Raw genomic sequence first — 25985 nt, 5'->3', positions numbered from 1 at the left:
GATGGCATCCTGAGCCGGTGAACGGACCGGAGATCCACCTCGAAGTCGCCCCCGGGCTCAGGCTCTTCGTCGCACACGGGCGGCGGCTGGGGCGGACACCCGTGACCACGGACGGCTCGTCCACGCTCGGCCATGTCGTGGAGTCGCTCGGCATCCCGCTCACCGAGGCCGGACAGCTGCTCGTCGACGGCCGCCCGGTGCCGGTCTCGCACATTCCGGCGGCCGGCGAAGTCGTCGAGGTACGCCCCGTGCGGCGGCCCCAGCAGGTGCCGGGCGCGCCCCTGCGGTTCCTGCTCGACGTCCACCTCGGCACCCTCGCCCGGCGGCTGCGGCTGCTCGGGGTCGACGCGGCCTACGAGAGCGAGGACCTCGGCGATCCGGCCCTGGCCGCGCTGTCGGCGAAGGAGCGGCGCGTGCTGCTCTCGCGGGACCGGGGGCTGCTGCACCGGCGGGAGATCTGGGCGGGGGCGTACGTCTACAGCGACCGGCCCGAGGACCAACTGCGCGACGTACTGGAGCGGTTCGCGCCGCGCCTGGACCCGTGGACGCGGTGCACGGCCTGCAACGGACTGCTGGCGGCCGCCGACAAGGACTCGGTCGGCCCGCGCCTGGAGGACGGCACGCAGCGCTCGTACGACGTCTTCGCGCAGTGCACGGAGTGCGAGCGGGTGTACTGGCGCGGCGCCCACCACGCCCGTCTGGAGGCGATCGTCGCGGAGGCCGTCCGCGACTTCGGCGCCACCCGCACCTGACGGACGACCGGCGCCCTACACCTCGCGCAGCCGGGCGGCCTGCGCCGCGCTCAGCTCCACCGTCCGCCGCATATGGGCGATGAGCAGGGCGACCTCGTCGTCGTCGTACGCCTCGAACATGGCCGCCCAGTCGCCGTTCAGCCGCTCCCAGACCGCGCCGAACTCCGCCATCCGCGCGGGCACGGTGGTCACGAGCACCCGCCGCCGGTCCGCCGTGTCCCGGGCGCGCGTCACGTAGCCGGCCCGCTCCAGCCGGTCGACCAGCCGGGTCGCCGACCCCGTGGTCAGCCCGGTGAGCTCGGCGATGCGGCCCGTGGTGACCGGCGCCGCCTCCAGGCCGAGCAGATTGAGGCACTGGAGGTCGGTGGGGTGGAGCCCCAGATGGTCGGCGACGGCCTGGTTGAACAGGGCGTAGGCGGCCATGTACCGGCGCGACGTGGTGGAGAGCTCGGCCAGCAGAGCGGTACGGCGGGCGGCGGAGGGCTTCTGCGGCATGCGGAGAGTGTACGGAGCGCACACCGCGCCCCGGCCGCCTTCCGCCCCCTCCCGGCCTCAGAACACGTACTCGTCCCCGGTGGCCGGCGCCAGCACCTCGTGCTCGCTGTTGGCCGTGTTCCGGTCCGTCGCGCCGCCGTTCCACACCGTGTCGATGCGGACGGTCACCTCGGCGGGCCGCCCCCGCAGCTGCAGTTCGAGCGCGAGCTCCGGCCGCTGCGAGCCGTCGGCGGGCAGCGGGCCCGTGCGGCAGAGCACGGTCTCCCGGTCGGACTGCAGACACGCGGCGGGCAGCTCCTGGCGGCCGTCGAGCGGCACGGACACCCGCAGCCGCACGGTCGCGCCGGGCAGGTCCGAGGGCCCGCTGTTCTCGCTCCGCAGCCAGATCCCGAGCCCGCTGTCCCACAGCGAGACATGCCCGTGGTGCGAGACGTCCGCCTCCGGCGCGAACTCCGGCGCATCGGAGGCGGGATCCGGCGCGAGGCTCCGGACCACCGGAGGACCGACCGCCGAGGCCGTACCGACCGCACCCGGCGCCACAGCGGACGCCATTGCCGCCGCAGCGGCCACCCCCAGCAGAGCCTTACGCGTCACTAGCATGCCCTGAAGATACAGATCACCCCGAATTATCCGTATTTACCGACCGGTTCGGCGCGTCTCGTCGTACGCGGGCATGGCACCCTGCTCCCATGCTCGTGCTCCGCTCCCTCGCCCTGTTCCTCGTCGCCGCGCTCTTCGAGATCGGCGGCGCCTGGCTCGTCTGGCAGGGCGTGCGCGAACACCGGGGCTGGGCCTGGATCGGCGCGGGCGTGATCGCGCTGGCCACCTACGGCTTCGTGGCCACGCTCCAGCCGGACGGCGAGTTCGGCCGGGTGCTCGCCGCGTACGGCGGGATCTTCGTGGCGGGCTCGATCGCCTGGGGCATGGCCGCCGACGGCTACCGCCCCGACCGCTGGGACGTGACCGGCGCGCTGATCTGTCTGGCGGGCATGGCCGTGATCATGTACGCCCCGCGCAACCACTGACGGCGCCCCTGCCTATCCTGGCCCCGTACCGATCAGCTGTCCGAGGAGCCCGCCATGGCCGCATCCCCCATCGCCGTCATCACCGGAGCGAGCAGCGGCATCGGTGCCGCGACCGCCCGGCAGCTGGCGGCCGCCGGCTACCGCGTGGTGCTGACCGCCCGCCGCAAGGACCGCATCGAGGATCTCGCCGCCGAGATCACCCGAGCGGGCCACGAGGCCACCGCCTACGCCCTCGACGTCACCGACCGTGCGGCCGTCGACGAGTTCGCCACGGCCTTCCGCACGCTCGCCGTCCTCGTCAACAACGCGGGCGGCGCACTCGGCGCGGACCCGGTCGCGAGCGGCGACCCGGCCGACTGGCGCCAGATGTACGAGACCAATGTCATCGGCACCCTCAACGTCACCCAGGCCCTGCTGCCGGCCCTCACCGCGAGCGGCGACGGCACGGTGGTCATCCTCTCCTCGACCGCGGGCCTGTCCACCTACGAGGGCGGCGGCGGGTACGTGGCCGCCAAGCACGGCGAACACGTCCTGGCCGAGACCCTGCGCCTGGAGATCGTCGGCACCCCGGTCCGCGTCATCGAGGTCGCCCCCGGCATGGTGAAGACCGAGGAGTTCGCCACCACCCGCTTCCGCGGCGACACCGAGAAGGCGGCCAAGGTCTACGCGGGCGTCGACGCCCCCCTGACCGCCGACGACGTGGCCGACACGATCACCTGGGCGGTCACCCGCCCCAGCCACGTCAACATCGACCTGCTGGTGGTCCGCCCCCGCGCCCAGGCCTCCAACTCCAAGGTCCACCGCACGGGCTGAACCCCGCGCCCCCGACGCGGGGTCCCCGGACCCGGGCCCCCGCGTCAGCCCTTCACGCAGATGACCTGCTTCAGCTTCGCGACGACCTCGACGAGGTCCCGCTGCTGGTCGATGACCTTCTCGATCGGCTTGTACGCCCCCGGGATCTCGTCCACGACGCCGGAGTCCTTACGGCACTCCACGCCCCGCGTCTGGTCCTCCAGGTCCTTCGTCGAGAAGCGCTTCTTCGCCGCGTTCCGGCTCATCTTCCGGCCCGCGCCGTGCGAGGCGGAGTTGAAGGACTTCTCGTTGCCGAGGCCCTTCACGATGTACGAGCCGGTGCCCATCGAGCCCGGGATGATCCCGAAGTCACCGGAGCCGGCCCGGATGGCACCCTTCCGGGTGACCAGCAGGTCCATGCCGTCGTACCGCTCCTCCGCCACGTAGTTGTGGTGGCAGGAGATGACCGGCTCGAAGGTGACCTTGGCCTTCTTGAACTCCTTGCGGACCACGTCCTGGAAGAGCGCCATCATGATCGCGCGGTTGTTCTTCGCGTACTCCTGCGCCCAGAACAGGTCGTTGCGGTAGTCCCCCATCTCCGGGGTGTCCGCGAGGAAGACCGCCAGGTCGCGGTCGACCAGACCCTGGTTGTGCGCCAGCTGCCGCGCCCGGCCGATGTGGAAGTCGGCCAGCTCCTTGCCGATGTTCCGGGACCCGGAGTGCAGCATCAGCCAGACCGAACCCGCCTCGTCGAGGCAGAACTCGATGAAGTGGTTTCCCGACCCGAGCGTTCCCATCTGCTTCGTGGCCCGTTCCCGACGGAACCTGACCGCGTCGGCCACCCCGTCGAACCGGCCCCAGAAGTCGTCCCAGTGGGTCGCCGACAGCCCGTGCAGCCGGCCCGGGTCCACCGGGTCGTCGTGCATCCCCCGGCCCACCGGAATGGCCTGCTCGATCTTGGACCGGAGCCCGGACAGGTCCCCGGGCAGATCGTTGGCGGTCAGCGAGGTCTTCACCGCGGACATGCCGCAGCCGATGTCCACGCCCACCGCCGCCGGGCAGACCGCCCCGTGCATCGCGATCACCGAGCCGACCGTGGCGCCCTTGCCGAAATGGACGTCCGGCATGACGGCCAGGCCCTTGATCCAGGGCAGCGTGGAGACGTTGCGCAGCTGCTGCATCGCCACGTCCTCGACCGACGCCGGATCGGTCCACATCCGGATCGGGACCTTCGCCCCCGGTACCTCTGCATACGACATAGTTCCTCGATTCCCCCGAAAAGTCTGAAAGCGCAAAACCGGTGCCAAGGTCGGCAAATGAGTCGGTCGACCGGCATTCACGGCGGCGCGTGCGATACACATTGTGTCCATCGGCCGTCATCGAGCGGCAACCGTTTTTCGCACGAAGGGAGCCCAGGACCGTGCGACGAATGGCGTACGCAACCGGCGCCGTGCTCATCGCCGCGCTCGCCGCGGGCTGCAGCGGCGACACCGGAACCGGTGATTCCGCCGACGACAGCAAGCCGGGCGCGGTCGCCTCCTCGACGGCTCCCCCGGGCAAGTACAGCAGCCTCCCCGAGGCCTGCACCGCCATCCCGCCCGCCACCCTGAAGGACCTCCTGCCCGGCACCGCGGAACTGCCCGAGGCCCAGCAGGAGAAGATCTACGAGGGCTCCGCCACGGTCACCTACGACACCGACCGCAGGGTCGGCTGCCGCTGGAAGTCCGATGCCCCCGAGGGCGTCCGCAGCGTCCACATCGACTTCGAGCGCGTCGTCTCGTACGACACCTCGGTGAGCGACGACGACCGCGCCCGCGAGGTGTACGCGAAGAAGGAGGAGGCGGCCGACCTCCCCCCGGCGACCGGCGCGTCCGACACCGCCGGCGGCGAGACCCCGGCCTCGCCGTCCGCGACCGGCGGCCCCGCGAAGGGAGAGAAGCAGGACGGCGGCACGGACCCGAGCGCGGACCCGAGCGAGAACACGGACAGTCCGGACGGATCGGACGGCAGCCCGGCCGAGAACCTCCAGCCGCGCGTGCTCGACGGGCTCGGCGACAGCGCGTTCCTGGACGACGCGCTCCCCCGTGCGGGTTCCACCGCGCAGCACCACACCGTGAGCGTGGTATTCCGCACATCGAACGTCATCGTCACCATCGAGTACACCGCGCAGCCGGCCCTCGCCACCGCCGACCCCGACAGCCGGGAACTCCAGGAGAAGGCCCAGGCACTGGGCCGGAAGCTGGTCGAATCGATCAGGGGCTGACACCGCCCCCGGGCCGCCGGGAGCGCACGCGGCCCGCCCCTCGCGCCGTCCGGCCGAGGCGGCATCCGATGGCCGTCCGTCGTACCGTGGCCCTTCCGGAGCCACCGGCGGCCACCGCCGTGCGCCCCACCGCCCACCGACCGTCTGGCAGACCGACCGCCGCGCCATCCGAGTGAAGGAACCATGCACCGATCAGCTCCGCGACTCACCCGCATACTCGCCTGCGCCGCCGTTCCGGTGATGCTCGTCGTCGCCGGCTGCTCGTCGGACTCCGACGGCAAGAAGGACCAGGACGCGTCCGCGTCCGCCTCGGCGGACGCGTCGAAGTCGGCGCCGGTGGTCGCACCGGCCAAGTTCGCCGAGCTGCCCGACCCGTGCAAGGCGGTGGCCGCGAAGACGGTCAAGTCCCTGGTCCCCTCGGCCAAGGACAAGAGCGGCACGCGCGGCAAGTCCAGCGACGAGTCCGCGCGCGGCAGCTGCTCCTGGAACGGCCTCGACGACAACGGCGTCAAGGGCTCCCAGTACCGCTGGCTCGACGTCGGCTTCACCCGCTTCGCCTCGGACCAGGCGCTGGGCAGCGGTGCCGCGCGCGCCGAGCAGGACTACGCGAAGCAGATCGCCAAGGCCAAGGCGACCGACGACGCGAAGAAGCTCGAGACCGCCCCCGCCGACTCCCTCGGGGACCAGGCGACCACGATCACCTACGACCTCGCCAAGACGGGTGAGGACTTCAAGTACGCGACGATCGTCGCCCGTACGGGGAACGTGGTCGTCGTCGTCAACTACAACGGCGCGGGCTACGCGGGCTCGAAGACCCCTTCCGCCGACACCATCCTGAAGGGCGCCAGGATGGCGGCCAGGGATGCGGTCGCCGCGGTCGCCGACGCCAACGGGAGCAAGCAGGCGAGCGGCTCCCCCGAGGCGTCGAAGTCCCCCGCCGCCTCGAAGTCCCCGGCCAAGAAGGAGTCCTGACCGCCGGCCGCCCCCGGCGGCCTGCCCGGAAGGCCCCAACGCCCGCCCGTGAAAGCGGTGTCGGGAGCCCGGTTCCCCTCCGGTAACCGGGCTTCCGCCCCTCCCCGCGCGACGTCCCGCGCCCGCGTGTGCCAGGCTGTGCCCGCCGGAAGTCGAGGACGGCCGTCCGGAACCTGGTGTCCGGGACGAAGAAACGGGGAGGGGATTGCGGGTGGCCGCGATGCAGCTGACGCGGACGCATCGGATTCTGATCGGGCTCGTGGTGGCCGGAGCGGTGCTGATCGCCGCGATCGGTTTCGCGGGTTCGTACGCGGCGGTGCGCGCGCTGGCCCTGCAGAAGGGGTTCGGCGACTTCTCCCTGGTCTTCCCGATCGGCATCGACGCGGGCATCTGCGTCCTGCTCGCGCTGGACCTGCTGCTGACGTGGCTGCGCATCCCGTTCCCGCTGCTGCGGCAGACGGCCTGGCTGCTGACCGCCGCGACCATCGCGTTCAACGGCGCCGCCGCCTGGCCCGACCCGCTCGGCGTCGGCATGCACGCGGTCATCCCGGTGCTCTTCGTGGTCTCCGTCGAGGCCGCCCGTCACGCGGTGGGCCGGATCGCGGACATCACCGCCGACAAGCACATGGAAGGCGTCCGCCTCACCCGCTGGCTCCTGTCCCCCGTCCCCACCTTCCGCCTCTGGCGCCGCATGAAGCTGTGGGAGCTGCGCTCCTACGAGCAGGTCATCAAGCTCGAACAGGACCGCCTGATCTACCAGGCCCGCCTCCAGGCCCGCTACGGCCGCAACTGGCGCCGCAAGGCCCCCGTCGAGTCCCTGATGCCCCTGCGGCTGGCCAAGTACGGCGTCCCGCTCGCGGACACCGGCCCCGCCGGCCTGGCCGCCGCGGGCATCGAACCGGCCCTCCTGCCCCCGGCCCCGGCGGCGGTGGAGGCGCCCCCGCAGGCGCAGCAGCCCGAGCTGGCCCCCGCCGAGTGGCACGAGCCGCAGCCGGAACAGGCCCACACGCCCCAGCAGGCCCAGGAACAGGCCCCCCAGGCTCCTCAGGCTCCTCAGGCCCAACAGCAGACGCAGCAGGCACAGCAGCAGCCCCAGCAGCCCCCCACCCACGAGAGCCCGTGGTTCGCGGCGCAGGCGCCGGACGGGGCGTACGAGGGCTCGTACAACCCGACGTTCGTCGAGGGCCTGGAGCCCACCCCGGTCATGATCCCGTCGGGCCCCGGCGGCCGCACCCGCCCGCTGGGCAGCGTGGGCACGGTCGGTACGCTCCCCGGCCCCCGCACCGAGCAGGTCCCGGCGGAGCCGCAGGCCGACCGGCTGCCCCAGGAGCAGCCCGTGGCCGAGGCTGCCGAGGAGTGGGCCGAGGAATGGGCTCAGGAGGACGCGGAGTTCAGCGAGATCGCCTACGAGGTCTTCGCGGCGTTCGTGGCCGAGAACAACGACTACCCGAGCGTGGCGGTCCTCGACATACACCTGACGGACGGCCACAACGTGCGGCACCCGCGCAGCGAGGCCCTGATCCGCCGGCTGATGCCGCACTTCAAGGAGCGCTACCACGCGGAGCTGGAAGCGGACCACATCGCGTAACGCGCGCGGCGGCACAGGCCGAAGGGCCGCCCCCGCACCAGCGGACGGCGGCCCTTCGTCATGCGTGCGCCGGGCGGTTACGCCCCGAGCAGCCTGCGCACCCGGTCCGCCCCCACCGCGAGCAGCAGCGTGGGCAGGCGCGGCCCGGTGTCCCGGCTGACGAGCAGCCGGTACAGCAGCGCGAAGAACGACCGCTGCGCGGTCTTCAGCTCGGGCGTCGGCCTGGCGTCGGCGTCCAGGCCCGCGAGGACCTTCGGCACGCCGTAGACGAGCGTGGTCAGCCCGTCGAGCGACCAGTGCGAGTCGAGCCCCTCCAGGAGCAGCCGCAGCGACTCGCGGCCCTGCTCGTCGAGCGAGCCGAGCAGCTCCTTGTCCGGCTCGTCGCGCACGACGGTACGGGCCTCGGCCGGGACCTGGGTGGTGATCCAGGACTCGGCCCGGTCGAGCCGCGGCCTGGCCTCGTCCAGCGAGGTCAGCGGGGTCGACGGGTCCAGCTCGCTGAGGATGCGCAGGGTCTGGTCCTCGGCCCCGGCGGTGATGTCGGCGACCGAGGCGAGCGTGCGGTACGGCAGCGGGCGCGGCGTGCTCGGCAGCTCACCGGCGGCAGTGCCGATCGCCCGGGCGTACGCGGCGGCGTCGGCCGGCAGCACCGAACCGTCGGCGACCTTGCGCGCCAGCGAGTCCCACTCGTCGTACAGCCGCTGGATCTCCTGGTCGAAGGCGATCTTGAAGGACTGGTTGGGCCTGCGGCGGGCGTACAGCCAGCGCAGCAGCGGCGCCTCCATGATCTTCAGCGCGTCGGCCGGGGTCGGCACACCGCCCTTGGAGGAGGACATCTTCGCCATGCCGGAGATACCGACAAAGGCGTACATCGGGCCGATCGGCTGCACCCCGTCGAAGATCTCGCGGACGATCTGGCCGCCGACGACGAACGACGAACCGGGCGAGGAGTGGTCCACCCCGCTGGGCTCGAAGATCACACCCTCGTACGCCCAGCGCATCGGCCAGTCGACCTTCCAGACCAGCTTGCCCCGGTTGAACTCCTTCAGCCGGACCGTCTCGGCGAAGCCGCAGGCCGAGCAGGTGTAGTTCAGCTCGGTGCTCTCGTCGTCGTACGACGTGACGGTGGTCAGGTCCTTCTCGCAGTTGCCGCAGTAGGGCCTGTACGGGAAGTAGCCGGCCGAACCGCCGCTGCCGTCGTCCTCGCTCGCCGCACCGGACCCTGCCTCGGCCGCCAGCTCGGCCTCGTCGGCCTTCTTCTGCTGCGGCTTCTTCCCGCCCTTGGCACCGGCCGGGTCCTTCTTGGTCCGGTAGCGCTCGAGCACGGCGTCGATGTCGGCGCGGTGCCGCATCGCGTGCAGGATCTGCTCCCGGTACGTCCCCGCGAGGTACTGCTCGGTCTGGCTGATCCCGTCGTACTCGACACCCAGCTCGTCCAGGGACGCCGTCATGGCGGCCTTGAAGTGCTCGGCCCAGTTCGCATGGGCGGAGCCGGCCGGCGCGGGCACCGAGGTCAGCGGCTTGCCGATGTGCTCGGCCCACGACTCGTCGACCCCCGGCACCCCGTTCGGCACCTTGCGGTAGCGGTCGTAGTCGTCCCACGAGATCAGATGCCGCACGGTGTACCCCCGCCGCCTGATCTCGTCGGCGACCAGGTGCGGGGTCATGACCTCACGGAGGTTGCCCAGGTGGATCGGACCCGAGGGGGAGAGCCCGGAGGCGACGACGACCGGTTTGCCAGGCGCACGACGCTCCGATTCGGCGATGACCTCGTCCGCGAAGCGGGAGACCCAGTCGGTCTCGGTGCTGCTCTGACTCTGAGCCACGGTCGGCACGTCCTTCTCTCGTGTAGGACTCGTAGGGGCGGCCCCTCACAGGGGCCGCCCCCCATTCTCCCAGGTACCGCCCACAGCGCGAAAACGGCTTTACATGCCGTGGGACACTTGAGTCCATCCCTGTACCTCTACGGAAACGGCAGTCGGCTCATGGCCTCGGTCAATCCCCTCGCTTCCACGCTCCAGCAGCAGCTGGCGGACGCCCTGACGGCAGCTCTGCCGGATGCCGGTACCGCGGACCCGCTGCTGCGCCGAAGCGACCGGGCCGACTTCCAGGCCAACGGCATCCTGGCGCTCGCCAAGAAGCTCAAGGGCAACCCGCGCGAGCTGGCCGCCCAGGTCACGGCCGCCCTCCCGGCGGGCGAGCTGATCAGGGACATCGAGGTCTCCGGCCCCGGCTTCCTGAACATCACGCTCACCGACCGGGCGATCACCGAGACGCTGGCCGCGCGCGCCGCCGACGGCGACCGGCTCGGCATCCCGGTGAACACCGCCGCGGGCACCACCGTCGTCGACTACGCCCAGCCGAACGTGGCCAAGGAGATGCACGTCGGCCATCTGCGGTCGGCGGTCATCGGTGACGCCATGGTGCGGATCCTGGAGTTCACCGGCGAGTCCGTCGTGCGGCGGCACCACATCGGCGACTGGGGCACCCAGTTCGGCATGCTCATCCAGTACCTGATCGAGCACCCGGACGAGCTGAACCACGAGGGCGGCCAGGCCGACGGCGAGGCCGCCATGTCCTCGCTCAACCGGCTCTACAAGGCCTCGCGGGTCCTGTTCGACTCCGACGAGGAGTTCAAGGCCCGGTCACGGGACCGGGTGGTCGCGCTCCAGGCCGGTGACGCGGAGACGCTCGCCATGTGGCAGCGGTTCGTCGACGAGTCGAAGATCTACTTCTACTCGGTCTTCGACAAGCTCGACATGGAGATCAGCGACCCCGACATCGTCGGGGAGTCCGGCTACAACGACATGCTGGAGGAGACCTGCCGGATCCTGGAGGAGACGGGCGTCGCCGTCCGCTCCGAGGGGGCCCTGTGCGTCTTCTTCGACGACGTGAAGGGCCCGGACGGCAACAAGGTCCCCCTGATCGTCAAGAAGTCCAACGGCGGCTACGGCTACGCGGCGACCGACCTCTCCGCGATCCGCGACCGGGTCCAGAACCTCAAGGCGGACTCCCTGCTGTACGTCGTGGACGTACGGCAGTCCCTGCACTTCAAGATGGTCTTCGAGACAGCCCGGCGGGCCGGCTGGCTGAATAACGGCGTCAAGGCGCACCAGCTGGCGTTCGGCACGATCCTCGGCAAGGACGGCAAGCCGTTCAAGACCCGTGAGGGCGTCTCCGTCCGGCTGGAGGACCTGCTCGACGAGGCGGTCGAGCGGGCGACGGCCGTGGTCCGGGAGAAGGCCGGGAAGATCGGCCTGTCCGAGGAGGAGATCGTCGAGAACGGCCGGTACGTCGGCATCGGCGCCGTGAAGTACGCGGACCTGTCGACCTCCGCCGTGCGGGACTACAAGTTCGACCTGGACCAGATGGTGTCGCTGCACGGCGACACGTCCGTCTACCTCCAGTACGCGTACGCCCGGATCCGGTCGATCCTGCGCAAGGCGGGGGACGCGGAGCCGGCCGCGCACCCGGAGCTGGAGCTGGCCCCGGCCGAGCGGGCGCTCGGGCTGCACCTGGACCAGTTCGGGGAGGTGCTGTCCGAGGTGGCGGCGGGCTACGAGCCGCACAAGCTGGCCGCGTACCTCTACCAGCTCGCCTCGCTCTACACGACGTTCTACGACCAGTGCCACGTCCTGAGCGAGGAGAACGCGGCGGAGGTCGTCGCGAACCGGCTCTTCCTCTGCGACCTCACCGCCCGCACCCTGCACAAGGGCATGGCGCTGCTCGGCATCAGGACGCCCGAGCGCCTCTGAGCGAGCGCCCCGGGGAGGCCGGAGCCCGCTACTCCGGCCTCCCCAGCGCCCACCCCGACACGTCCGACAGGCGCCCGCGCCACAGTGGCAGGCGCAGCGGGGCCGTGCCGCCGAAGATGAGGGTGGCGTCCCGCAGGTGGATCCAGCGGGGGAGGCCGGGGCGGGCCGCCTGGAGTTCGCTGATGCCCTGGTCCACCGTCTCGGGGAACTCCGCCATCAGGTTCGAGCCCTCGCCCTCGACCTGGCGCAGGCTCCTGGACCACTCCGCCTTCCAGGCCTCGTGCCCGATCACCTCACCGTGCAGCACACCGGCCGGAATGGTCAGCGTGAGCGGCAGACCGGAGCGCGTCTCCCGGTCGAGCAGCTGGATCAGCAGCTGGAGCTGGAGGTCGGGCACCTGCTCGGTGATCACCGCGGTCGAGTCCGGTGCGAGTTCGACGGACTCGTTCATGGGCTGCTCCTCTGGCCTCGGCGGCCGTTCCGGGATCGCTCCCGGACACGTACCGCACTCTCGTGTCCCGTCCCGCACCACCTGCCCCGAGGTCGCCACCGCACGCCACGGCCGCCGTCACAGATAACGGCGGATCGGCACGACCGCCGCCTCCCGGAGCCGCTGCGCCACCGAACGCCGCCGCCACCGGTGGCCCTCGATCAGCTCGCTCACCTTCATGTCCTGGTCGAAGTGGTCGTCGAGCGTCGCGGTGAACGTCCGGTCCAGCACCGCGAGCATCACTTCCTCGTCGTGGTCCAGCGAGCGCCGGTTGAAGTTGGTCGAGCCGATCAGCGAGGCGACGCGGTCGACGGTGACGACCTTCGTGTGCATCATCGTCGGCCGGTACTGGTAGATCTTCACGCCGCACGCCGTGAGGTCCTCGTAGTAGCGCTGCCCTGCCAGCTGGCAGACCCGCTTGTCCGTGTGCGGGCCGGGCAGCAGGATCTCCACCTCGACCCCGCGCCGCGCGGTGGCGCAGAGCAGTTCCACGAAGTACGCGTCCGGCGCGAAGTACGCCGTGGTGAGCCGTACCCGCTCCTCCGCCGACTCCAGCACGACCCGGAACAGCGTCTGCATGTCCTGCCAGCCGAAGCTCGCCGACCCGCGCACCACCTGGACGATCGCGTCGCCCGACCCCTTCGTCTCGATGAAGCGGTCGCGCTCGTCGAAGAGTTCGGCATGGCACTCGGCCCAGTTCTGGGCGAACGCCGCCGCCAGACCGTCCACGGCCGGACCGCTCACCCGCACATGCGTGTCGCGCCACTCGTTCTCGTTGCGCGCGTCGCCGCACCACTCCTCGGCTATCCCGACGCCCCCGGTGAACGCGGTCTCCTCGTCGACCAGGAGCACCTTGCGGTGGCAGCGGTGGTTCTGCTTCAGCGGCGAGAGATAGAGCGGCTTGCGGAACCACGCCACCTGCACGCCCGCCTCGTCCATCGCCGCGAGCTGCTCCTTCTCGATCAGCCGGCTCCCGAACCCGTCCAGCAGCAGCCGGACCCGCACCCCGGCCCGGGCCCGCTCGGCGAGCGCGTCCGCGAACCGCCGGGCGATGTCGCCCCGCCAGTAGACGAACGTCATCATGTCCACGGTGTGCTCGGCGCTCCGGATGCCGTCGAGCATCGCGGCGAATATCTCGTCACCGTTGCGGAGGGGGACCAGCACGTTCCCCTCGGTCGCGGCGATCCCGATGAGCCGCTCCAGCCTCCGCCGCAGCCTCTGGGTGCGCTCCCCGAGGATCGTGTCCTCCCGGATCTCCGGTCTGTCGTCCGTGCTGCTGGTCATGTCTCTCCTCGGCGATCCGGTCCGGCAGGAACAGCGGAACAAGCGGACTGGCGGAACAAGCAGAATCCATCTTCCCGCGCCCCCGCCCGCCAACCACCGCCCCACCTGCGCAATCGTCGTCCCGACCGCATACTGCCCCTCTCCAGCCTTCCGGAGGTGGACGATGCCGACTCGGACATGGCCGCGATGGGGGGCACCGGACATCGACGAGGGGCAGGCCTTCGCCTTCATCTGCGGCACACGGAAGGAAACGGGGCCGAACAACGGCGCCGCCGCCTACGTCATGGGCTCCACTGGCGACTGGCTCGACGCTGAGGACCCGACTGTCAGTGGGGGCACTTAGAGTCACCGATATGGCGACGCTCCCGAATCCACTCCGTTCACCGGCCGCCGCCGGGCTCGAACTCCCGCCCGGCACGCTCGTGGACGCCACGATCGACGACACGTGGCACGAACCACTGCTCTGGTACGGGGACGAGCCCGCCTCGCCCGGCACCTGGACCGCGCTGCGCGCGCTCGGGCGGCCCGTCGGGCTGCTGCCCGTGCTGATCGACGGCGGGACACGGGTCCAGTGGCCCGAGGACTGGGACCTCGGGCCGGCCAGGACGTCCTATCCCGGCGACCACGACGCCGAGGATGTACTGAGCGAGGCGTGGGAGGCGTACGCCGCCGACGAGTTGGACCTCGACCGCTCGGAGGCGGACTGGCCGGGCCTGGCCCCCGTACCGGCCGAGGAGGGCCCCGACGCTCCCGACGCCCACGCGGCGGAGACAGCGGGCCAGTTGACCGACCGGGACGGCCCGATGGCGGGGGTACGGGCGGGACTCGTCCCCGCCCGCCGCAGCGCGGACATACCGGCGGCGATCGGCTGGTCGGGCCCGCTCAACCACGAGAACGACGTGGCCAGGCTCTGCGCCGTACTGCGCTCCTGGGAGGACCGCTTCGGCGCCCGCGTCGTGGCACTCGGCTTCGACACGATGATCGTCTCGGTGAGCCGCCCCCCGACGACCACCGCCGAGGCGGAGGCCCTGGCGGCCGAACACTTCGCGTTCTGCCCGGACAACATCCAGCAGTCGACGCTCAACACCCTCCCGGCATACGCGGAGAAGGCACTGCTGAACCAGGAGGTGTGGGCGTTCTGGTGGGACTGACCGCAGCTCCGATGGACTCGGCCGACTGACCTCATGGCGTCCATGACAGGCGAAGCGAGTCTTGAGCCTCTTCCCACCATCACGATCTGACCGCTGCCCGGCAGCACGGAGTCATCGACACACTCGCCGGTGCGGGGGCTCAAGTGCTGGACGGATAGGGCCTACCAAGGCGCTGGCCGGACATCGTGAGAGCGGTTCTCGTCCTCCACCACGCCTCGGCGTGAGGTTGAAAAGAGCCACACCTTCACCGCGCCCAACGCGACCTCGCTCCGTGGAGCGTGCTCCCGCGGCGGGCGCAGCACCACCCTGCATACCCCATCGACTCGCCGCAGGTCGCCGCCGAGGGCCCGGAGTGGCACGACACCAGCGGTTCGCACGAGGACTGGAAACGGCACATCGCGGATGCCGAGGCTCGTGCCGTCCCCAGTTCCGAGGACGTCACCGCTTCCCTTGACCGGCTGCGTGACCGCCTGGACGTCTTGGCCGACGACCAGCCCTGGGACACGATCGCCACTGCCCCCGGCGCGGCCAACCGCGAGCCTATGACCGCGTCGGCCATCACTCCACCGTGGGTCTGGCCAATCGATGGAGGGCGCACATGACGTCGCTGAGGTGGCGGTATGCCCGTCAGTCGGATCGGCGAGCTCTAGCACCTCGATCACCAGGCCATCAATCGAATGTTTATCTCGCGTTGCAAATCTCTCCATTGCGGACAAGAGAGGCTCGAAATCTTCGCGCCCCGCCTGCGCCACCCGTCACACCTCGAAGGAGAGCATGTGCAGTCAGGAATACCGAGCGTCAAAGCTTCCCTGGTCGCTGTTGTGCTCGCGGCTGGCACCCTCGCCGGACTGGATTCGTCGGCAGCTGCCGACGAATCCCCCAACACCCAGGCACCCTTGAGTACTCAGGAGCGCTCTGACCTGGCCGAACAGCACCTGAGTATCGGCCGTACCAGCGAGGGCCAGGCCGCCCTCGTCAACGGCGCCCTGGCAGATCGGGGCGTGACCTCCACAGCTGCTCCGGGGGCCGTGACGCTGTCCTGGAAGCCCTATGCGGCCGACGCCCGCTATACCATCGTCCGCGGCGACACCCCCCTCGCAACCACCGAGAGGGGCCAGGCCGGTTTCAAGGACACCACCGCCACCGCCGGCGCCTCTTACCAGTACCGGATCATCCCCGAGCTCAAGGGGGACACCTCCACCGCCCGCACCTGGGGCCTCACTGTCGCCGTGCCCAAGGTCAACCGCGGTGAGTCCGAAGCGGCATCTGTCCAGCACGCCGCTACCGCCCAGGCAGCCAGTGCCAAGGCGGCAGCCACCACCACCCTGACGTGGACTACGTTCATTCCCCAGAAGTACATCAACCAGCCCATCCCCAAGGCATGCAAGTACTGGGGCTCGAAGTACGTTTACGGCGGCGACAACCGCAGCTTCGACTGGAAGAGCTCCCGCTACCGGACCTCCGAGTCCGCCACCATCACCTGGAGTACTCGCAAGGTCAACGGATACACCTCCGTCAAGGCAACCCACGTCTACAAGAAGTCCAACAAGAAGCTGGTCGCCAAGAAGACCGCCAGCACCAAAGACATGAAGGTCAAGAAACTCGGCGCCGGCTCCGGATACGCCGACATCCGCATGGTGACCCACTCCACGAACCCGTTCTGCAGCGGTGTAGCCAAGGTCAAGGGAGCCATCGACGGTGCACTGACGTTCCACATCACCCGCGGAGGCTGGGAGATCCGCTCCGGCAATCATCGGCAGATGCCCAACCATGAGATCTACATCTACAACGGTGGCCGCGTCACCTGGGTCTACAAGAGCAAGTACGCTTCCGCGCTGTGCCTCGTCGGTGCCGCGATGTGCGACCTGAGGAACCTCACCGGTTACTACGGCAAGTACAAGTAGGCAACCGAGTATGAGAAGGCCGCCGCGCCCAGCGGTCGTTCCAACACGCTGATAATCGTGTGACGCCGACTGCGGAGTCTTGCTTCACTTCCCGTCGGTGCGGCGGGAAGTGAAGCACCTTCACGTGTCGGGTCTTCGGTGGGGGTGAGAAAACGGCCCATGCTCGCCATGAATCAGAGCGACTCCGACTGGGGCCGGGTTCCGCAGGCGCGAGTGAGGCGTTCCCATCTGACGCCGCCATGCCATTGCCTTGGGTGCGGCATGAGTTCTGGCGGATCTCGACTCCACCGCACCCATCGAGCTGGGCTGTTGCGACGACTTCTGAAACCCGAAGGGCGTTGCCGGGGTCCTTCCCCCCTCACGCGAAGAGCTAGGCAAAGACCTTCTTCCAGGCCACTCCGCCGAAGCCGAACACGAAGAACACGTAGCCGGTGTACAGGGCCCAGATCCACAGCACCCCACCCCACTCGCCCCACGTCGCGGCCACACCCATCACGGTGAACAGCGCCAGCAGAGCGAACGTCAGCCCGGCTCCCGGCCAGAAGTCGGAGCGCAGCCAGTCATGTCGGCGGAAGACCGCCACCACGCCGACGACCTCGCCAGCCAGCAACAGCGGCACCAGCACCATTCGGGTGCCGAACGTGAGGACCAGCCCGTCCGGCTCCTCCGAAAACCCCCACAGCATGGTCGTCACCGTGGCGAGCAGCCACGGCACCACCGCCACCCAGATGACCAGCGGAAGCACCACACGCCTGACCGGCATCACAGCAGACCCCCAATTGGCATTACTCACTAAAGTCACGCTACCCTGCTCCGCCCTGCCAGCACGCAAGGGGAGGATGCACTGGCGGAGCCTCGCTGTGCCCGTCGCCGGCACCCTGTCACGAAGCCGATGGGCCTTGACCCCTGATCCTGGACACACGAGACACTGGATCCTGAGGATCTGAGAACGGACATCTCGTGGTCATGAAGAACTACCCGCTGGAGTTCAAGGCGGACGCGGTCGCGCTGTACGAGTCGCGGCCGGAAGCGACGATCAGGTCGGTCGCGGCCGATCTGGGGATCAACCCGGAGACCCTGCGGAACTGGGTGAGGGCAGCCGGGGTGAGCCGTCCCCGAGGACGACGGACGCAAGAACCGGCCCAGCCGCCGGTACCGCTGGAGGCGGAGAACGCCGCCTTGCGAAAGAAGGTCCGCGAGTTGGAGGAGGAACGGGAGATCCTGCGGAAGGCGGCGAAGTATTTCGCCGGGGAGACGCGCTGGTGAACCGCTTCCAGTGTGTCGCCGACCTCCAGCGCCGTCACGGCGTGAAGCGGCTCTGCAGGATCCTCGGCGTCAGCCGCTCGAGCTTCTACTACTGGCAACGGACAGCCGCTGACCGGGCCGCCCGGCAGGTGGCCGACGCCCGCCTGGCAGCCCGGATACGGGCGGTGCACCAGGAATCGGACGGCACCTACGGAGCCCCGAGGATCACCGCCGAGCTCCGCGAGGAGAACGGTGTCGCGGTCAACCACAAGCGCGTCGCCAGGATCATGCGGGCGTCCGGGATCCAAGGGATCCGGTTGCGGCGCCGGCACCGCACCACCGTCTCTGACCCGGCCGCGGCCAAGGCCCCGGACCTGATCGGCCGCGACTTCACCGCGGACAAGCCGAACACGAAGTACGTCGGTGACATCACCTACCTGCCCGTCGCCGGCGGGAAGTTCTGCTACCTGGCGACCGTCATCGACCTCGCATCGCGCCGTCTCGTCGGCTGGGCGATCGCCGACCACATGCGCGCGGATCTCGTCACCGACGCCCTGGCCGCGGCGATCCGCACCCGCGGCAGCCTTGCCGGATCGATCATGCACACCGACCACGGAGCCCAGTACACGAGCAGGAGTTTCGCCGAAGCCTGCAGGTCAGCAGGGGTGCGGCGAAGTATGAGCGCGGTCGGGTCCAGCGCGGACAACGCACTCGCCGAGTCCTTCAACGCGACCTTCAAACGCGAGACCCTGCAAGGACGAAAGAGCTGGCCGACCGAGCGCGAGGCCCGACTCGACGCCTTCCGATGGCTCCACCGCTACAACACCCGACGCCGACACTCCCGCCTCGGACAACGACCACCGATCACCTTCGAAAACGCCCTCCGCCACACACCAACTACGCTGGCACAAGCCGCATAACCCGTGTCCAGAATTCGGGGTCAAGGCCCGATCTCATGGACCGGGCAGGACGCCCTGCCCGGTCTTGCCGCTTGCCTGACGAGGCGGACGCGGGCCCAAGGCGAGGTCGCCTAGGAAGACGGTTTCAGCAGACGACGTGGGCGGCGGCCCCGGCGGAGTTCGGCAGCCGTCGATATCTCCTCGCTGTCTGTGTCGCGGCGCCGGGCGTGCGTACAGGGGCCCAGCAGGTCGCGGAAGCGCACCGTCGCGTACAGGATCGGGACGCCGAAGTCCCCGCCGGGAATCGGCGACAGCAGGCGGGAGCAGGGAATACGTGAGCACCGACGACGACGCGAGCAGCCGATCGGGGCCGTGGTCTGCGTGCGAGCGAGCTGTTGCTCTGACCGGATCGGGCCATACCACATGCCGCCCAGGGCGCCGCGATTCCTTATGCGAGACTTCAGGGATGAGCCCTAAACACGCCTTCCGTCAGGCCCTGTTCACCGCTGGGGCACTGACGGCCCTACTCGTCATATCGGCCTGCAGTTCTGGCGACGCCAAGTCGAACGGAACTGGCACGAACTTTGTGACCAGCAGCGAGACAGGTATCTCAACCGTCCCCAAGGGCAAGCGCCAGGAGGCAGGTTCGCTGGCAGGAGAGACGCTGGAGGGCACCCAGCTTGACGTCGCCAACCTCAAAGGGAACGTGGTCGTCCTGAATCTCTGGGGCTCGTGGTGCCCGCCGTGCCGGGCGGAGACCCCGCATTTCGTCAAGGTCTCGAAAGAGGTCGAAGGTAAGGGCGTGAAGTTTGTCGGGATCAATACTCGCGACTTCAACAAGCAGCCCGCACTGGCCTTCGAGGAAGACTTCGGGGTCCCGTACCCGAGCCTCTACGACCCACGCGGCTCGCTGATCCTCAAGGCGTTCCCCAAGGGGACCGTGGCTCCCAAAGGCATCCCTACGACGGTTGTGCTGGATCGTGAAGGCCGGATCGCCGCGCGCTCGCTCCAGGCGCTCGACGAGGAGCGGCTCCACTCCTTGATTGACCCAGTGATTGCCGAAAAGGAGTGACACCCAATCAAATAACGCCACGATATGGCTGGTTGATTTCCAAGGCGTCGTGCGATGAGTCACAATCGCTACGTGATCATGCCATGATTTCAATCTCTCCTCCTATGGTCTGAGGCGACTGATCACTCACCCCTGCGGGGGGGACATGAACAAGTTGCGTGCAATTCTGACGACGCTGGCTGTCGCTGTCGGCCTGCTCATCCTGGCGCCGACGGCGCCGGCACAGGCCGCGGCAACAGTTGCGGGCTCTTCCGTGTGTAGCGGAAGCCTGGTCGACTACCAGCAGATGGGCACGTACCACAAGCTTGAGGTGTACTGGAACAGCTCGACCAAGAAGAACTGCGCTGTCCTGCTGACGAGCTACGGCACGAAGCATGAGATGACCGTGTCCGTCCAGCGTTGCACCGAGACTAGCCCTTCCGCCTACTGCACGCCCGACTCCGGATCGGGCGCGTTCTCCCAGGACACCGGCAAGTACGGTGAGTATGCCGGTCCCGTCACCGTGACCGCCGGGAGCAAGTGCATCCGGGTCTTCGCCTACGCCACGATCGGCAGCCAGAGCTGGGGAGCTGACTCCGGCAGCATGCGCGGCGGCAAGCAGGCCGCGTTCTGCTAATCGTCGAAAAGCTTGTGTGAGGCGGGCCGGCTTGTCCGGCCCGCCTCACACCTGCAAGAGCTGCCTGGCCCCTACGGCCGGACCATCTTCAGCCTCGACCACACACGCGCCCAAGCGCCCCATGCCAGAGCCCGGGACACCGCCGGTGCTGCCCGAGAGCGCTGGAGGGCCTCCCCACGCCGATGCCGGAGTGGTGCAGGGCGGCCTGCGGCTGCTCGGTTAGGGGCTCGTGCGTGACGACGGAGTCGGCGCACGGCTCGGCGTGACCGAGAAGGGCCTTCTGCTCGGCTTCGTTTCGGCGGACAGGCCTCGGTGCAACCTCTTGGCGGCCCAGTCCATGAGGTACGGGGGATTTCAGCAGGCCGCGGAGACCGACGATGCGTTGGGCGGGCGAGGCTCGGTGGAGGGTCGGCGGCAGGGGGGCAGAGGCCGTCGGGTAGTGCGTCGAGCGGGCCGGGGGTGCCGCATTCCGCGCACTCCATCATCACGCGCTGGAACGAGAATCCCCGGCCGCTGCGGATCGGACAGCGCGGGCGCCAACCTGTCTGCCAGGCGGCGGTCCACGAAGCCGAACGGCGAATCGACCTTCAGTGGCAGGCAGCCCGACGGTCACGGCTTCGACGAGGTAGTCCGCGTCCATACCCCGCGCGAATCAGTCGGCGGCCAGGTCTCCAGCTTCCCGCAGTCGTCCTCGAAAAGCGCCAGCCGGGCATCCACGTGCCCCAGTTCGGCCGACACCCGGTACGCGGGCGAGGATGCCGCGCTGTCGGGCTCGGGGCCCGCCGCCGCACGGCAGCCGCGACCGGCACCGGGTCGGGCGCGATGTGGGCGGCCTACCATTCGTTGTCGCGGGCGGTCCGCGACCAGTACATGTGGAACACCCAATCCACCTGGTCCCCCTCACCGCACGCGCCGCAGGTGGCGTGCCACGGGCAGGGCGGTCAGGGCGAGGGCCGCGGCCGCGTCGGGGTCGCCTCGTTCCCGCACTCGAACGAGTGACCGATCAGCCCCCGAGCGAGAGCCAAGCTTCGAGCCCCAATAGCGCAGAGAGCCCTCAGCGGGCCTGCCACTGGGCGACGTCGTACTGGTAGGCGTACAGCGGCCGCCCCGCGATGCTGCTCGTGCGGAACGGCTTGCCGCCGTCGTCGATGCGCAGCATCCCCTTGCGGCCGCCGCTGCTCCACTCCAGCTCCAGGTACCAGCTGACGTCGTGGCCCTCCACGTGTGCGTCCAGGTCGAAGACCTCCACATCGCTGGAGGAGACCCGGAAGGGGAAGTTCTTCGCCGGCACGACCTCGTCCCCCTGCTGACCCGCCACGGGCTTGAGCAGGGGGCTGCTGTCGTCCAGGTCGACGGCGAAGGACTGGGGCTCGATGCCGCTGCCGCAGCCCTCGCCCATCGAGTACGCGGTCCGCTCCAGGGGTGCCCGGTGGCTCAGCACCCGTACGTGCAGACCGTGCAGGACGACCGCCTCCTGCGAGGGGCCCTGGACGGTGAGTTCCAGCAGCATGCTGCCGCCGTCCACCCCGCCGAGCGCCCGCGCCCAGCCACGCGTGTTGTCCGGCGAGGGCGGCGGGGGCACGCGGTCCGGGGCCTGGTTGAGGAGGTAGTACTGCCCGCAGGGCTCCTGCCAGTTGTACGAGCTGATCGTGACGGTCGGCGGGCGGCCCGTGCCGCCCTTCGGTGCCGAGCCGCCGCTGGGCGTTGCTGAGGCGGAGGCCCGTGCGGACGGAGTTCCCGAAGCGCTCGGTGACGGGGAGCCCGAGCTCTTCGAGGGGCTGGGCGTCGAAGCGGACGCGCTCTCCCGCTCCGGAAGCGCGGAGACGGTGTCGGCGCCCTTCCCGTCCCGTGCGCCCGCCGTGGTGTCGGGACCGTCCCCGCTCAGCTCGCCGAGCGCGAGGGCGGTGGGGACGGTGAGCGCGACGACGGCGGCCGCGGCGAGCAGCACCCGCGTACGGGCGGAGGCCCGCCGCCACCGCGAGCGGGGGGCGGCGCCCTGTTCCGGGCCCGCCGACACCTCCGGAACCTCCAGGACCTCAGCGGCCTCAGCAGACTTAGTGGCCTCAGCGGCCTCCGGAACCTCCGCCACCTCAGGCCCGGAAGGAACCTCAGGCCCGGAAGAAGCCTCCGGCTCGGACGGAACCTCCGGCTTCGCCCGTCCCCGTGCCGCGTCCGCGAGGATCCACCGGCGGTGCAGCTCCACCATCTCGTCGGGCGTGGCCGCGCAGAGCCGGGCGAGCCTTTCGACGGGGGCGTACTCGTTCGGCACGGCGTCCCCGTTGCAGTACCGGTGGAGCGTCGACGTACTGACGTGCAGCTTCCCGGCGAGCACCCCGTAACTGCGCCCCGAACGACCCTTCAGTTCCTTCAGCAGGGCCGCGAATTCCTCGGCCTCCGGTGTCGCCACTGGAGCGTTCCCCCCTCTGGTCCGTCCCAGAACACCGTTCCAGGCACGTGGAATCTGCCCAGGTCACAGTACGCGCAGGCATTCCAGCATCCCCAATGGTGCGGCGGGCGTTGCGGCCGGAATCCGCCGCCCCGCAGGCTGTGGACACACCGCAGAGACCCACGGGGGACGAGCAGTGCGCACTCTCTTCCGCATCGAGCTGATCGATGCCCTGGCCATCGGCGTCGTGATCGTGACCGGATCCGTCGTCATGATCCTCATCCGCCACCACTGAAGACAGACCGAAGAACCACCGAAGAACCACCGCAGAACCACCGACGAACCACGGGGAGCACCACCATGCGTACCAACCGCATCCGCACCACCGTCCTTGCCGCCACCGCCCTCGTCGCCGCCCTCTCCCTCACCGCGTGCAGCGGTGACGACGGCAGCGGCAGCGGCAGCGGCAGCGGCAGCGGCAGCGGCAGCGACAACGGCAAGGCGGGGGCGCCCGCACCGGCCGCGAACACCGCCGGCCACCACTCCGCGTCCCCGTCCGCCGCCCCGCAGAAGGACGGCACGGACGCCGAAACCGACACCGACAGCGGCGCCGACGCCCCGGCAGCCACCACCGCGCCTCCGGCCAAGAGCAAGGCCAGGCCCAAGCCCGCCCCGGCCGCCCCGAAGACCCCCGTCACCTGCGTCGGCGAGAACACCAGGCTCACCGTCACCAAGGTCAGCCGCCCGGTCAACCACCTGCTGCTCACCCTGACCAACACCGGCTCCCGGACCTGCTACGCCTACCACGCGCCCAAGCTCCGCTTCGACGAGGCCCAGGCCGTCTTCCAGGTCCTCGACGACAGCAGGCCCCAGGCCGTGGTGACGCTGGACCCGGGCGAGTCCGCGTACGCCGCGATCGGGCTCACCGGTGAGCCCGGGGGCAAGACGTACAAGGGCACCCACCTCGCCGTGCACTTCTCCGCCAGGGACAACAGCTCCACCAACACCGCCCCGGCCGAACTGACGCTGCCCGCCGGTACGTACTGGAGCGACAGCGGCTATGTCACGTACTGGCAGAGCGAGATGGACGACGCGCTGGTCTACTAGAGGCCGCACTCGTCACCCCGCGGGCCGGCGACAGCACATGCGCGATCGCGGCAGCGGACTCAGCCCAGGTCGAAATCGAACCAGATCCGGTGCGTGCCGTCCTCGTCGACGGCGAGTCCGCCGCCCCCGCTGATCCCGGCCAGCGCCCCGGTGCCGCTCGACGGCACGATCGTGAAGAACTCGTTCGCCCGGTCGCTGCCGCTCGTCGCGGCCGAGTGCACGAAGTTGAACGCGCCCTCGTGCCCGTCGAGCGCGCCCTCGAACGACTCCATGGCGATATACGTGCCCACGCCGGAGTCCTGGTCGAAGGCCGCTGTGAACAGGGTCGTCGAACGGCCCGTGACCTCGCCCTCGAAGCTCTTCACGATGGTCGCGAGCCCGACGGGCAGCGCGGTGGTGACCTCGGGCTCGGGCTTCAGGCCGGCCGGGACGAACGAGGTGACGGTGAAGGTTCCGGAAGCTCTCATGCCACGGATCGTAGGGGCCGGGTACGACAGTCCGGGGGTGCGACCACCTAGGTACGACGACTCATGTGCCCCGCCGCCACACCCGGTTGAATCGCACGCATGTCCCACAACGTCATGGACGGCCGCCCGCGCCACACCTGGATCGCCCCGCTGATCGCCACCGTCGTCACGCTTCCGCTGGCGTTCTTCGCCCTGGTGTCCAGCATGCTCGCGCCGATGGCCTGCGACTCCTGCTCCGACGCGGACTCCGACCGCTTCGACAGCAGCTTCGGCCCGGCCTGGACGGTCTCCTGCACCGGCCTGGTGCTGGCCCTGGCCGTCCTGATCGCGAGCTGGCTGTGCCTCCGGCGCAGGCCGGCGGCCGCGATCGTCCTCGCCGTGGCCGCCCCCGCCACCGTGGCCGTCGCGTGGACGGCCTTCATGTCCCTGGTCGACTGGCCCTAAGGGCTGTCCCGCAATTCCTGGTGGATCAGCGCGCGGCGTCAGATGCGGTGCATCGCAAGGCGGAGAGGCGCCCGCATACTGGATGTATTCGGGCGTTTCGACAACGCGGCGAGGTGCCGTAGCTGTCGTCGTGCGCCCGTCAGGAATTGCGGGACAGCCCTTAGGAACGCCGCAGCTTCTGCGCGACCTCCGTCGCCCAGTACGTCAGGATCATCTGCGCGCCCGCCCGGCGGATCCCGGTCAGGCTCTCCAGGATCGCCGCGTCCCGGTCGATCCAGCCCTTCTCGGCGGCCGCCTCGATCATCGAGTACTCACCACTGATCTGGTACGCGGCGACAGGCACGTCCACCGAGTCGGCGACCTTCGCCACCACGTCGAGGTACGGACCGGCCGGCTTGACCATGACCATGTCCGCGCCCTCCGCCAGGTCGAGCGCCAGCTCACGCATCGACTCACGGACGTTGGCCGGGTCCTGCTGGTACGTCTTGCGGTCGCCCCTGAGCGAGGAGCCGACGGCCTCGCGGAACGGGCCGTAGAACGCGGAGGAGTACTTCACCGTGTACGCGAGGATCGACACGTCCTCGTGCCCGGTCTGGTCCAGCGCGTCCCGGACCACGCCGACCTGGCCGTCCATCATCCCGCTGGGGCCGACCACATGGGCGCCCGCGTCGGCCTGGACCTGGGCCATCTCCGCGTACCGCTCCAGCGTCGCGTCGTTGTCGATGCGGCCGTCCTCGGTCAGCACCCCGCAGTGCCCGTGGTCGGTGTACTCGTCCAGACAGAGGTCGGACATGACGACGAGGTCGTCACCGACCTCCTCGCGCACCGCGCGCAGACCGGCCTGCAGAATGCCGTCCGGGTCGGTGCCCGCCGTGCCCCGGCCGTCCTTCTTCTCGTCCAGCGGCACCCCGAACAGCATGATCGCGGAGACGCCCGCCGAGACCGCGTCGACCGCGGCCTTCCGCAGGGTGTCCAGCGTGTGCTGCTGCACACCGGGCATGGCCGAGATGGCGACCGGGGCGTCGATGCCCTCGCGCACGAACGCGGGCAGGATCAGGTGCGCCGGGTCGAGCCGTGTCTCGGCGACCATCCGCCGCATCACGGGGGTCGTCCGCAGCCGTCGGGGACGAGAGCCGGGGAAGTTTCCGTACACAGTCATCCTTCGAGACTAGACCCGTGCACATCACGCTCTTGCCGACACCTGTGCCGGGAAAGCGGCGCAGAACACGAAGGGCCCGGCCGCTTCACGAAGAAGCGGCCGGGCCCCGCGCACGTCAC

24 protein-coding genes are annotated in these 25985 nt (G+C 69.9%); 14 read left to right on the top strand and 10 right to left on the bottom strand.

The annotated features are described in order from the left end of the window. Window positions 1-17: 17 nt before the first annotated feature. Window positions 18-752, top strand: coding sequence for a Mut7-C RNAse domain-containing protein (locus tag RLT58_RS20745; RefSeq protein ID WP_311311869.1), 735 nt, complete (start codon window positions 18-20; stop codon window positions 750-752). 15 nt (window positions 753-767) lie between these two features. On the opposite strand, the gene RLT58_RS20740 is transcribed toward RLT58_RS20745, so the two are convergent. Both RLT58_RS20740 and RLT58_RS20735 read right to left on the bottom strand, forming a co-directional pair. After that, a complete protein-coding gene (locus RLT58_RS20740) occupies window positions 768-1247 on the bottom strand; it encodes a MarR family winged helix-turn-helix transcriptional regulator (RefSeq protein WP_311311868.1) in 480 nt (159 codons plus the stop codon). 57 nt (window positions 1248-1304) lie between these two features. Next, complete coding sequence (locus tag RLT58_RS20735) at window positions 1305-1847, bottom strand: hypothetical protein (protein ID WP_311311867.1); 543 nt, start codon at window positions 1845-1847, stop codon at window positions 1305-1307. An 89-nt stretch (window positions 1848-1936) separates the two neighbouring features. Between RLT58_RS20735 and RLT58_RS20730 the strand changes: the two genes are divergently transcribed. Then, a complete protein-coding gene (locus tag RLT58_RS20730) occupies window positions 1937-2272 on the top strand; it encodes a YnfA family protein (RefSeq protein WP_311311866.1) in 336 nt (111 codons plus the stop codon). 54 nt (window positions 2273-2326) lie between these two features. Further along, on the top strand, window positions 2327-3085 hold the full coding sequence (locus tag RLT58_RS20725; RefSeq protein WP_311311865.1) for an SDR family NAD(P)-dependent oxidoreductase: 759 nt from the start codon (window positions 2327-2329) through the stop codon (window positions 3083-3085). A gap of 44 nt (window positions 3086-3129) precedes the next feature. On the opposite strand, the gene RLT58_RS20720 is transcribed toward RLT58_RS20725, so the two are convergent. Beyond that, window positions 3130-4323, bottom strand: a complete 1194-nt coding sequence (locus tag RLT58_RS20720; RefSeq protein WP_311311864.1) for an RtcB family protein — start codon at window positions 4321-4323, stop codon at window positions 3130-3132. A 170-nt stretch (window positions 4324-4493) separates the two neighbouring features. Between RLT58_RS20720 and RLT58_RS20715 the strand changes: the two genes are divergently transcribed. The 3 genes from RLT58_RS20715 (at window position 4494) to RLT58_RS20705 (ending at window position 7887) form a co-directional block, all read left to right on the top strand. Beyond that, window positions 4494-5327: a DUF3558 domain-containing protein gene (locus tag RLT58_RS20715; RefSeq protein WP_311311863.1), complete on the top strand. Its 834-nt coding sequence runs from the start codon at window positions 4494-4496 to the stop codon at window positions 5325-5327. A gap of 183 nt (window positions 5328-5510) precedes the next feature. Next, window positions 5511-6299 (top strand): DUF3558 family protein, encoded by a 789-nt coding sequence (locus tag RLT58_RS20710; RefSeq protein ID WP_311311862.1) that lies wholly within the window; start codon window positions 5511-5513, stop codon window positions 6297-6299. 220 nt (window positions 6300-6519) lie between these two features. Further along, window positions 6520-7887 (top strand): DUF2637 domain-containing protein, encoded by a 1368-nt coding sequence (locus tag RLT58_RS20705; RefSeq protein ID WP_399131918.1) that lies wholly within the window; start codon window positions 6520-6522, stop codon window positions 7885-7887. 77 nt (window positions 7888-7964) lie between these two features. Here the strand turns inward: RLT58_RS20705 and lysS are convergent, their stop codons facing one another. Then, window positions 7965-9722: a lysine--tRNA ligase gene (lysS, locus tag RLT58_RS20700; protein WP_311311860.1), complete on the bottom strand. Its 1758-nt coding sequence runs from the start codon at window positions 9720-9722 to the stop codon at window positions 7965-7967. A gap of 150 nt (window positions 9723-9872) precedes the next feature. Between lysS and argS the strand changes: the two genes are divergently transcribed. Further along, window positions 9873-11642 (top strand): arginine--tRNA ligase, encoded by a 1770-nt coding sequence (gene argS, locus RLT58_RS20695; RefSeq protein ID WP_311314582.1) that lies wholly within the window; start codon window positions 9873-9875, stop codon window positions 11640-11642. A 28-nt stretch (window positions 11643-11670) separates the two neighbouring features. On the opposite strand, the gene RLT58_RS20690 is transcribed toward argS, so the two are convergent. Then, window positions 11671-12093, bottom strand: coding sequence for a GvpU-like protein (locus RLT58_RS20690; protein WP_311311859.1), 423 nt, complete (start codon window positions 12091-12093; stop codon window positions 11671-11673). Window positions 12094-12210: 117 nt separating this feature from the next. Further along, entirely contained in the window at window positions 12211-13416 is a 1206-nt protein-coding gene (locus RLT58_RS20685) for a phospholipase D-like domain-containing protein (RefSeq protein WP_311311858.1), read from the bottom strand. A gap of 353 nt (window positions 13417-13769) precedes the next feature. On the opposite strand from RLT58_RS20685, the gene RLT58_RS20680 reads away from it, so the two are divergent. After that, on the top strand, window positions 13770-14567 hold the full coding sequence (locus RLT58_RS20680; RefSeq protein ID WP_311311857.1) for a DUF4253 domain-containing protein: 798 nt from the start codon (window positions 13770-13772) through the stop codon (window positions 14565-14567). A gap of 776 nt (window positions 14568-15343) precedes the next feature. After that, window positions 15344-16471 carry a hypothetical protein gene (locus RLT58_RS20675; protein WP_311311856.1) on the top strand — a complete coding sequence of 376 codons (1128 nt, stop codon included), beginning with the start codon at window positions 15344-15346 and terminating at the stop codon, window positions 16469-16471. A gap of 370 nt (window positions 16472-16841) precedes the next feature. Here the strand turns inward: RLT58_RS20675 and RLT58_RS20670 are convergent, their stop codons facing one another. Then, window positions 16842-17234, bottom strand: coding sequence for a hypothetical protein (locus RLT58_RS20670; protein ID WP_311311855.1), 393 nt, complete (start codon window positions 17232-17234; stop codon window positions 16842-16844). A gap of 197 nt (window positions 17235-17431) precedes the next feature. Here RLT58_RS20670 and RLT58_RS20665 point away from each other — a divergent pair. From RLT58_RS20665 to RLT58_RS20655, 3 genes are all read left to right on the top strand, one after another. Further along, window positions 17432-18636, top strand: a protein-coding gene (locus RLT58_RS20665; RefSeq protein WP_311311854.1) for an IS3 family transposase whose coding sequence is annotated in 2 segments (ribosomal slippage) — window positions 17432-17723 and window positions 17723-18636 — 1206 coding nt in all. Because the reading frame shifts where the segments join, the coding sequence is not laid out codon by codon here. A 445-nt stretch (window positions 18637-19081) separates the two neighbouring features. Continuing rightward, window positions 19082-19687: a TlpA family protein disulfide reductase gene (locus RLT58_RS20660; protein WP_311311853.1), complete on the top strand. Its 606-nt coding sequence runs from the start codon at window positions 19082-19084 to the stop codon at window positions 19685-19687. A gap of 145 nt (window positions 19688-19832) precedes the next feature. Beyond that, entirely contained in the window at window positions 19833-20303 is a 471-nt protein-coding gene (locus RLT58_RS20655) for a hypothetical protein (RefSeq protein WP_311311852.1), read from the top strand. A 1054-nt stretch (window positions 20304-21357) separates the two neighbouring features. Here RLT58_RS20655 and RLT58_RS20650 read toward each other — a convergent pair. After that, on the bottom strand, window positions 21358-22710 hold the full coding sequence (locus tag RLT58_RS20650) for a helix-turn-helix domain-containing protein (protein WP_311311851.1): 1353 nt from the start codon (window positions 22708-22710) through the stop codon (window positions 21358-21360). 339 nt (window positions 22711-23049) lie between these two features. Here RLT58_RS20650 and RLT58_RS20645 point away from each other — a divergent pair, with 339 nt between their 5' ends. Further along, a complete protein-coding gene (locus RLT58_RS20645; protein WP_311311850.1) occupies window positions 23050-23796 on the top strand; it encodes a DUF4232 domain-containing protein in 747 nt (248 codons plus the stop codon). 59 nt (window positions 23797-23855) lie between these two features. On the opposite strand, the gene RLT58_RS20640 is transcribed toward RLT58_RS20645, so the two are convergent. Beyond that, window positions 23856-24263: a DUF3224 domain-containing protein gene (locus RLT58_RS20640; RefSeq protein WP_311311849.1), complete on the bottom strand. Its 408-nt coding sequence runs from the start codon at window positions 24261-24263 to the stop codon at window positions 23856-23858. Window positions 24264-24362: 99 nt separating this feature from the next. Between RLT58_RS20640 and RLT58_RS20635 the strand changes: the two genes are divergently transcribed. Further along, complete coding sequence (locus RLT58_RS20635) at window positions 24363-24707, top strand: hypothetical protein (protein WP_311311848.1); 345 nt, start codon at window positions 24363-24365, stop codon at window positions 24705-24707. A gap of 160 nt (window positions 24708-24867) precedes the next feature. Here the strand turns inward: RLT58_RS20635 and hemB are convergent, their stop codons facing one another. Next, window positions 24868-25866, bottom strand: coding sequence for a porphobilinogen synthase (gene hemB / locus RLT58_RS20630; protein ID WP_311311847.1), 999 nt, complete (start codon window positions 25864-25866; stop codon window positions 24868-24870). Between the last annotated feature and the right edge of the window lie 119 nt (window positions 25867-25985).

The sequence above is a fragment of the Streptomyces sp. ITFR-16 genome, from assembly GCF_031844705.1.
In the GTDB taxonomy this organism is placed as follows: Bacteria; Actinomycetota; Actinomycetes; order Streptomycetales; family Streptomycetaceae; genus Streptomyces.
The sequence above is the reverse complement of the archived record's forward strand: the minus strand, read 5'-3'. Positions and strand labels throughout refer to the sequence as shown.

What these genes read in the sequence shown, in the direction of transcription:
- RLT58_RS20740 (WP_311311868.1), bottom strand. Translation starts at nt 1,247, where the DNA reads ATGCCGCAGAAGCCCTCCGCCGCCCGCCGTACCGCTCTGCTGGCCGAG.
- RLT58_RS20735 (WP_311311867.1), bottom strand. Translation starts at nt 1,847, where the DNA reads ATGCTAGTGACGCGTAAGGCTCTGCTGGGGGTGGCCGCTGCGGCGGCA.
- RLT58_RS20730 (WP_311311866.1), top strand. Translation starts at nt 1,937, where the DNA reads ATGCTCGTGCTCCGCTCCCTCGCCCTGTTCCTCGTCGCCGCGCTCTTC.
- RLT58_RS20725 (WP_311311865.1), top strand. Translation starts at nt 2,327, where the DNA reads ATGGCCGCATCCCCCATCGCCGTCATCACCGGAGCGAGCAGCGGCATC.
- RLT58_RS20720 (WP_311311864.1), bottom strand. Translation starts at nt 4,323, where the DNA reads ATGTCGTATGCAGAGGTACCGGGGGCGAAGGTCCCGATCCGGATGTGG.
- RLT58_RS20715 (WP_311311863.1), top strand. Translation starts at nt 4,494, where the DNA reads ATGGCGTACGCAACCGGCGCCGTGCTCATCGCCGCGCTCGCCGCGGGC.
- RLT58_RS20710 (WP_311311862.1), top strand. Translation starts at nt 5,511, where the DNA reads ATGCACCGATCAGCTCCGCGACTCACCCGCATACTCGCCTGCGCCGCC.
- RLT58_RS20705 (WP_399131918.1), top strand. Translation starts at nt 6,520, where the DNA reads ATGCAGCTGACGCGGACGCATCGGATTCTGATCGGGCTCGTGGTGGCC.
- argS (WP_311314582.1), top strand. Translation starts at nt 9,873, where the DNA reads ATGGCCTCGGTCAATCCCCTCGCTTCCACGCTCCAGCAGCAGCTGGCG.
- RLT58_RS20690 (WP_311311859.1), bottom strand. Translation starts at nt 12,093, where the DNA reads ATGAACGAGTCCGTCGAACTCGCACCGGACTCGACCGCGGTGATCACC.
- RLT58_RS20685 (WP_311311858.1), bottom strand. Translation starts at nt 13,416, where the DNA reads ATGACCAGCAGCACGGACGACAGACCGGAGATCCGGGAGGACACGATC.
- RLT58_RS20680 (WP_311311857.1), top strand. Translation starts at nt 13,770, where the DNA reads ATGGCGACGCTCCCGAATCCACTCCGTTCACCGGCCGCCGCCGGGCTC.
- RLT58_RS20670 (WP_311311855.1), bottom strand. Translation starts at nt 17,234, where the DNA reads ATGCCGGTCAGGCGTGTGGTGCTTCCGCTGGTCATCTGGGTGGCGGTG.
- RLT58_RS20660 (WP_311311853.1), top strand. Translation starts at nt 19,082, where the DNA reads ATGAGCCCTAAACACGCCTTCCGTCAGGCCCTGTTCACCGCTGGGGCA.
- RLT58_RS20655 (WP_311311852.1), top strand. Translation starts at nt 19,833, where the DNA reads ATGAACAAGTTGCGTGCAATTCTGACGACGCTGGCTGTCGCTGTCGGC.
- RLT58_RS20645 (WP_311311850.1), top strand. Translation starts at nt 23,050, where the DNA reads ATGCGTACCAACCGCATCCGCACCACCGTCCTTGCCGCCACCGCCCTC.
- RLT58_RS20640 (WP_311311849.1), bottom strand. Translation starts at nt 24,263, where the DNA reads ATGAGAGCTTCCGGAACCTTCACCGTCACCTCGTTCGTCCCGGCCGGC.
- RLT58_RS20635 (WP_311311848.1), top strand. Translation starts at nt 24,363, where the DNA reads ATGTCCCACAACGTCATGGACGGCCGCCCGCGCCACACCTGGATCGCC.
- hemB (WP_311311847.1), bottom strand. Translation starts at nt 25,866, where the DNA reads ATGACTGTGTACGGAAACTTCCCCGGCTCTCGTCCCCGACGGCTGCGG.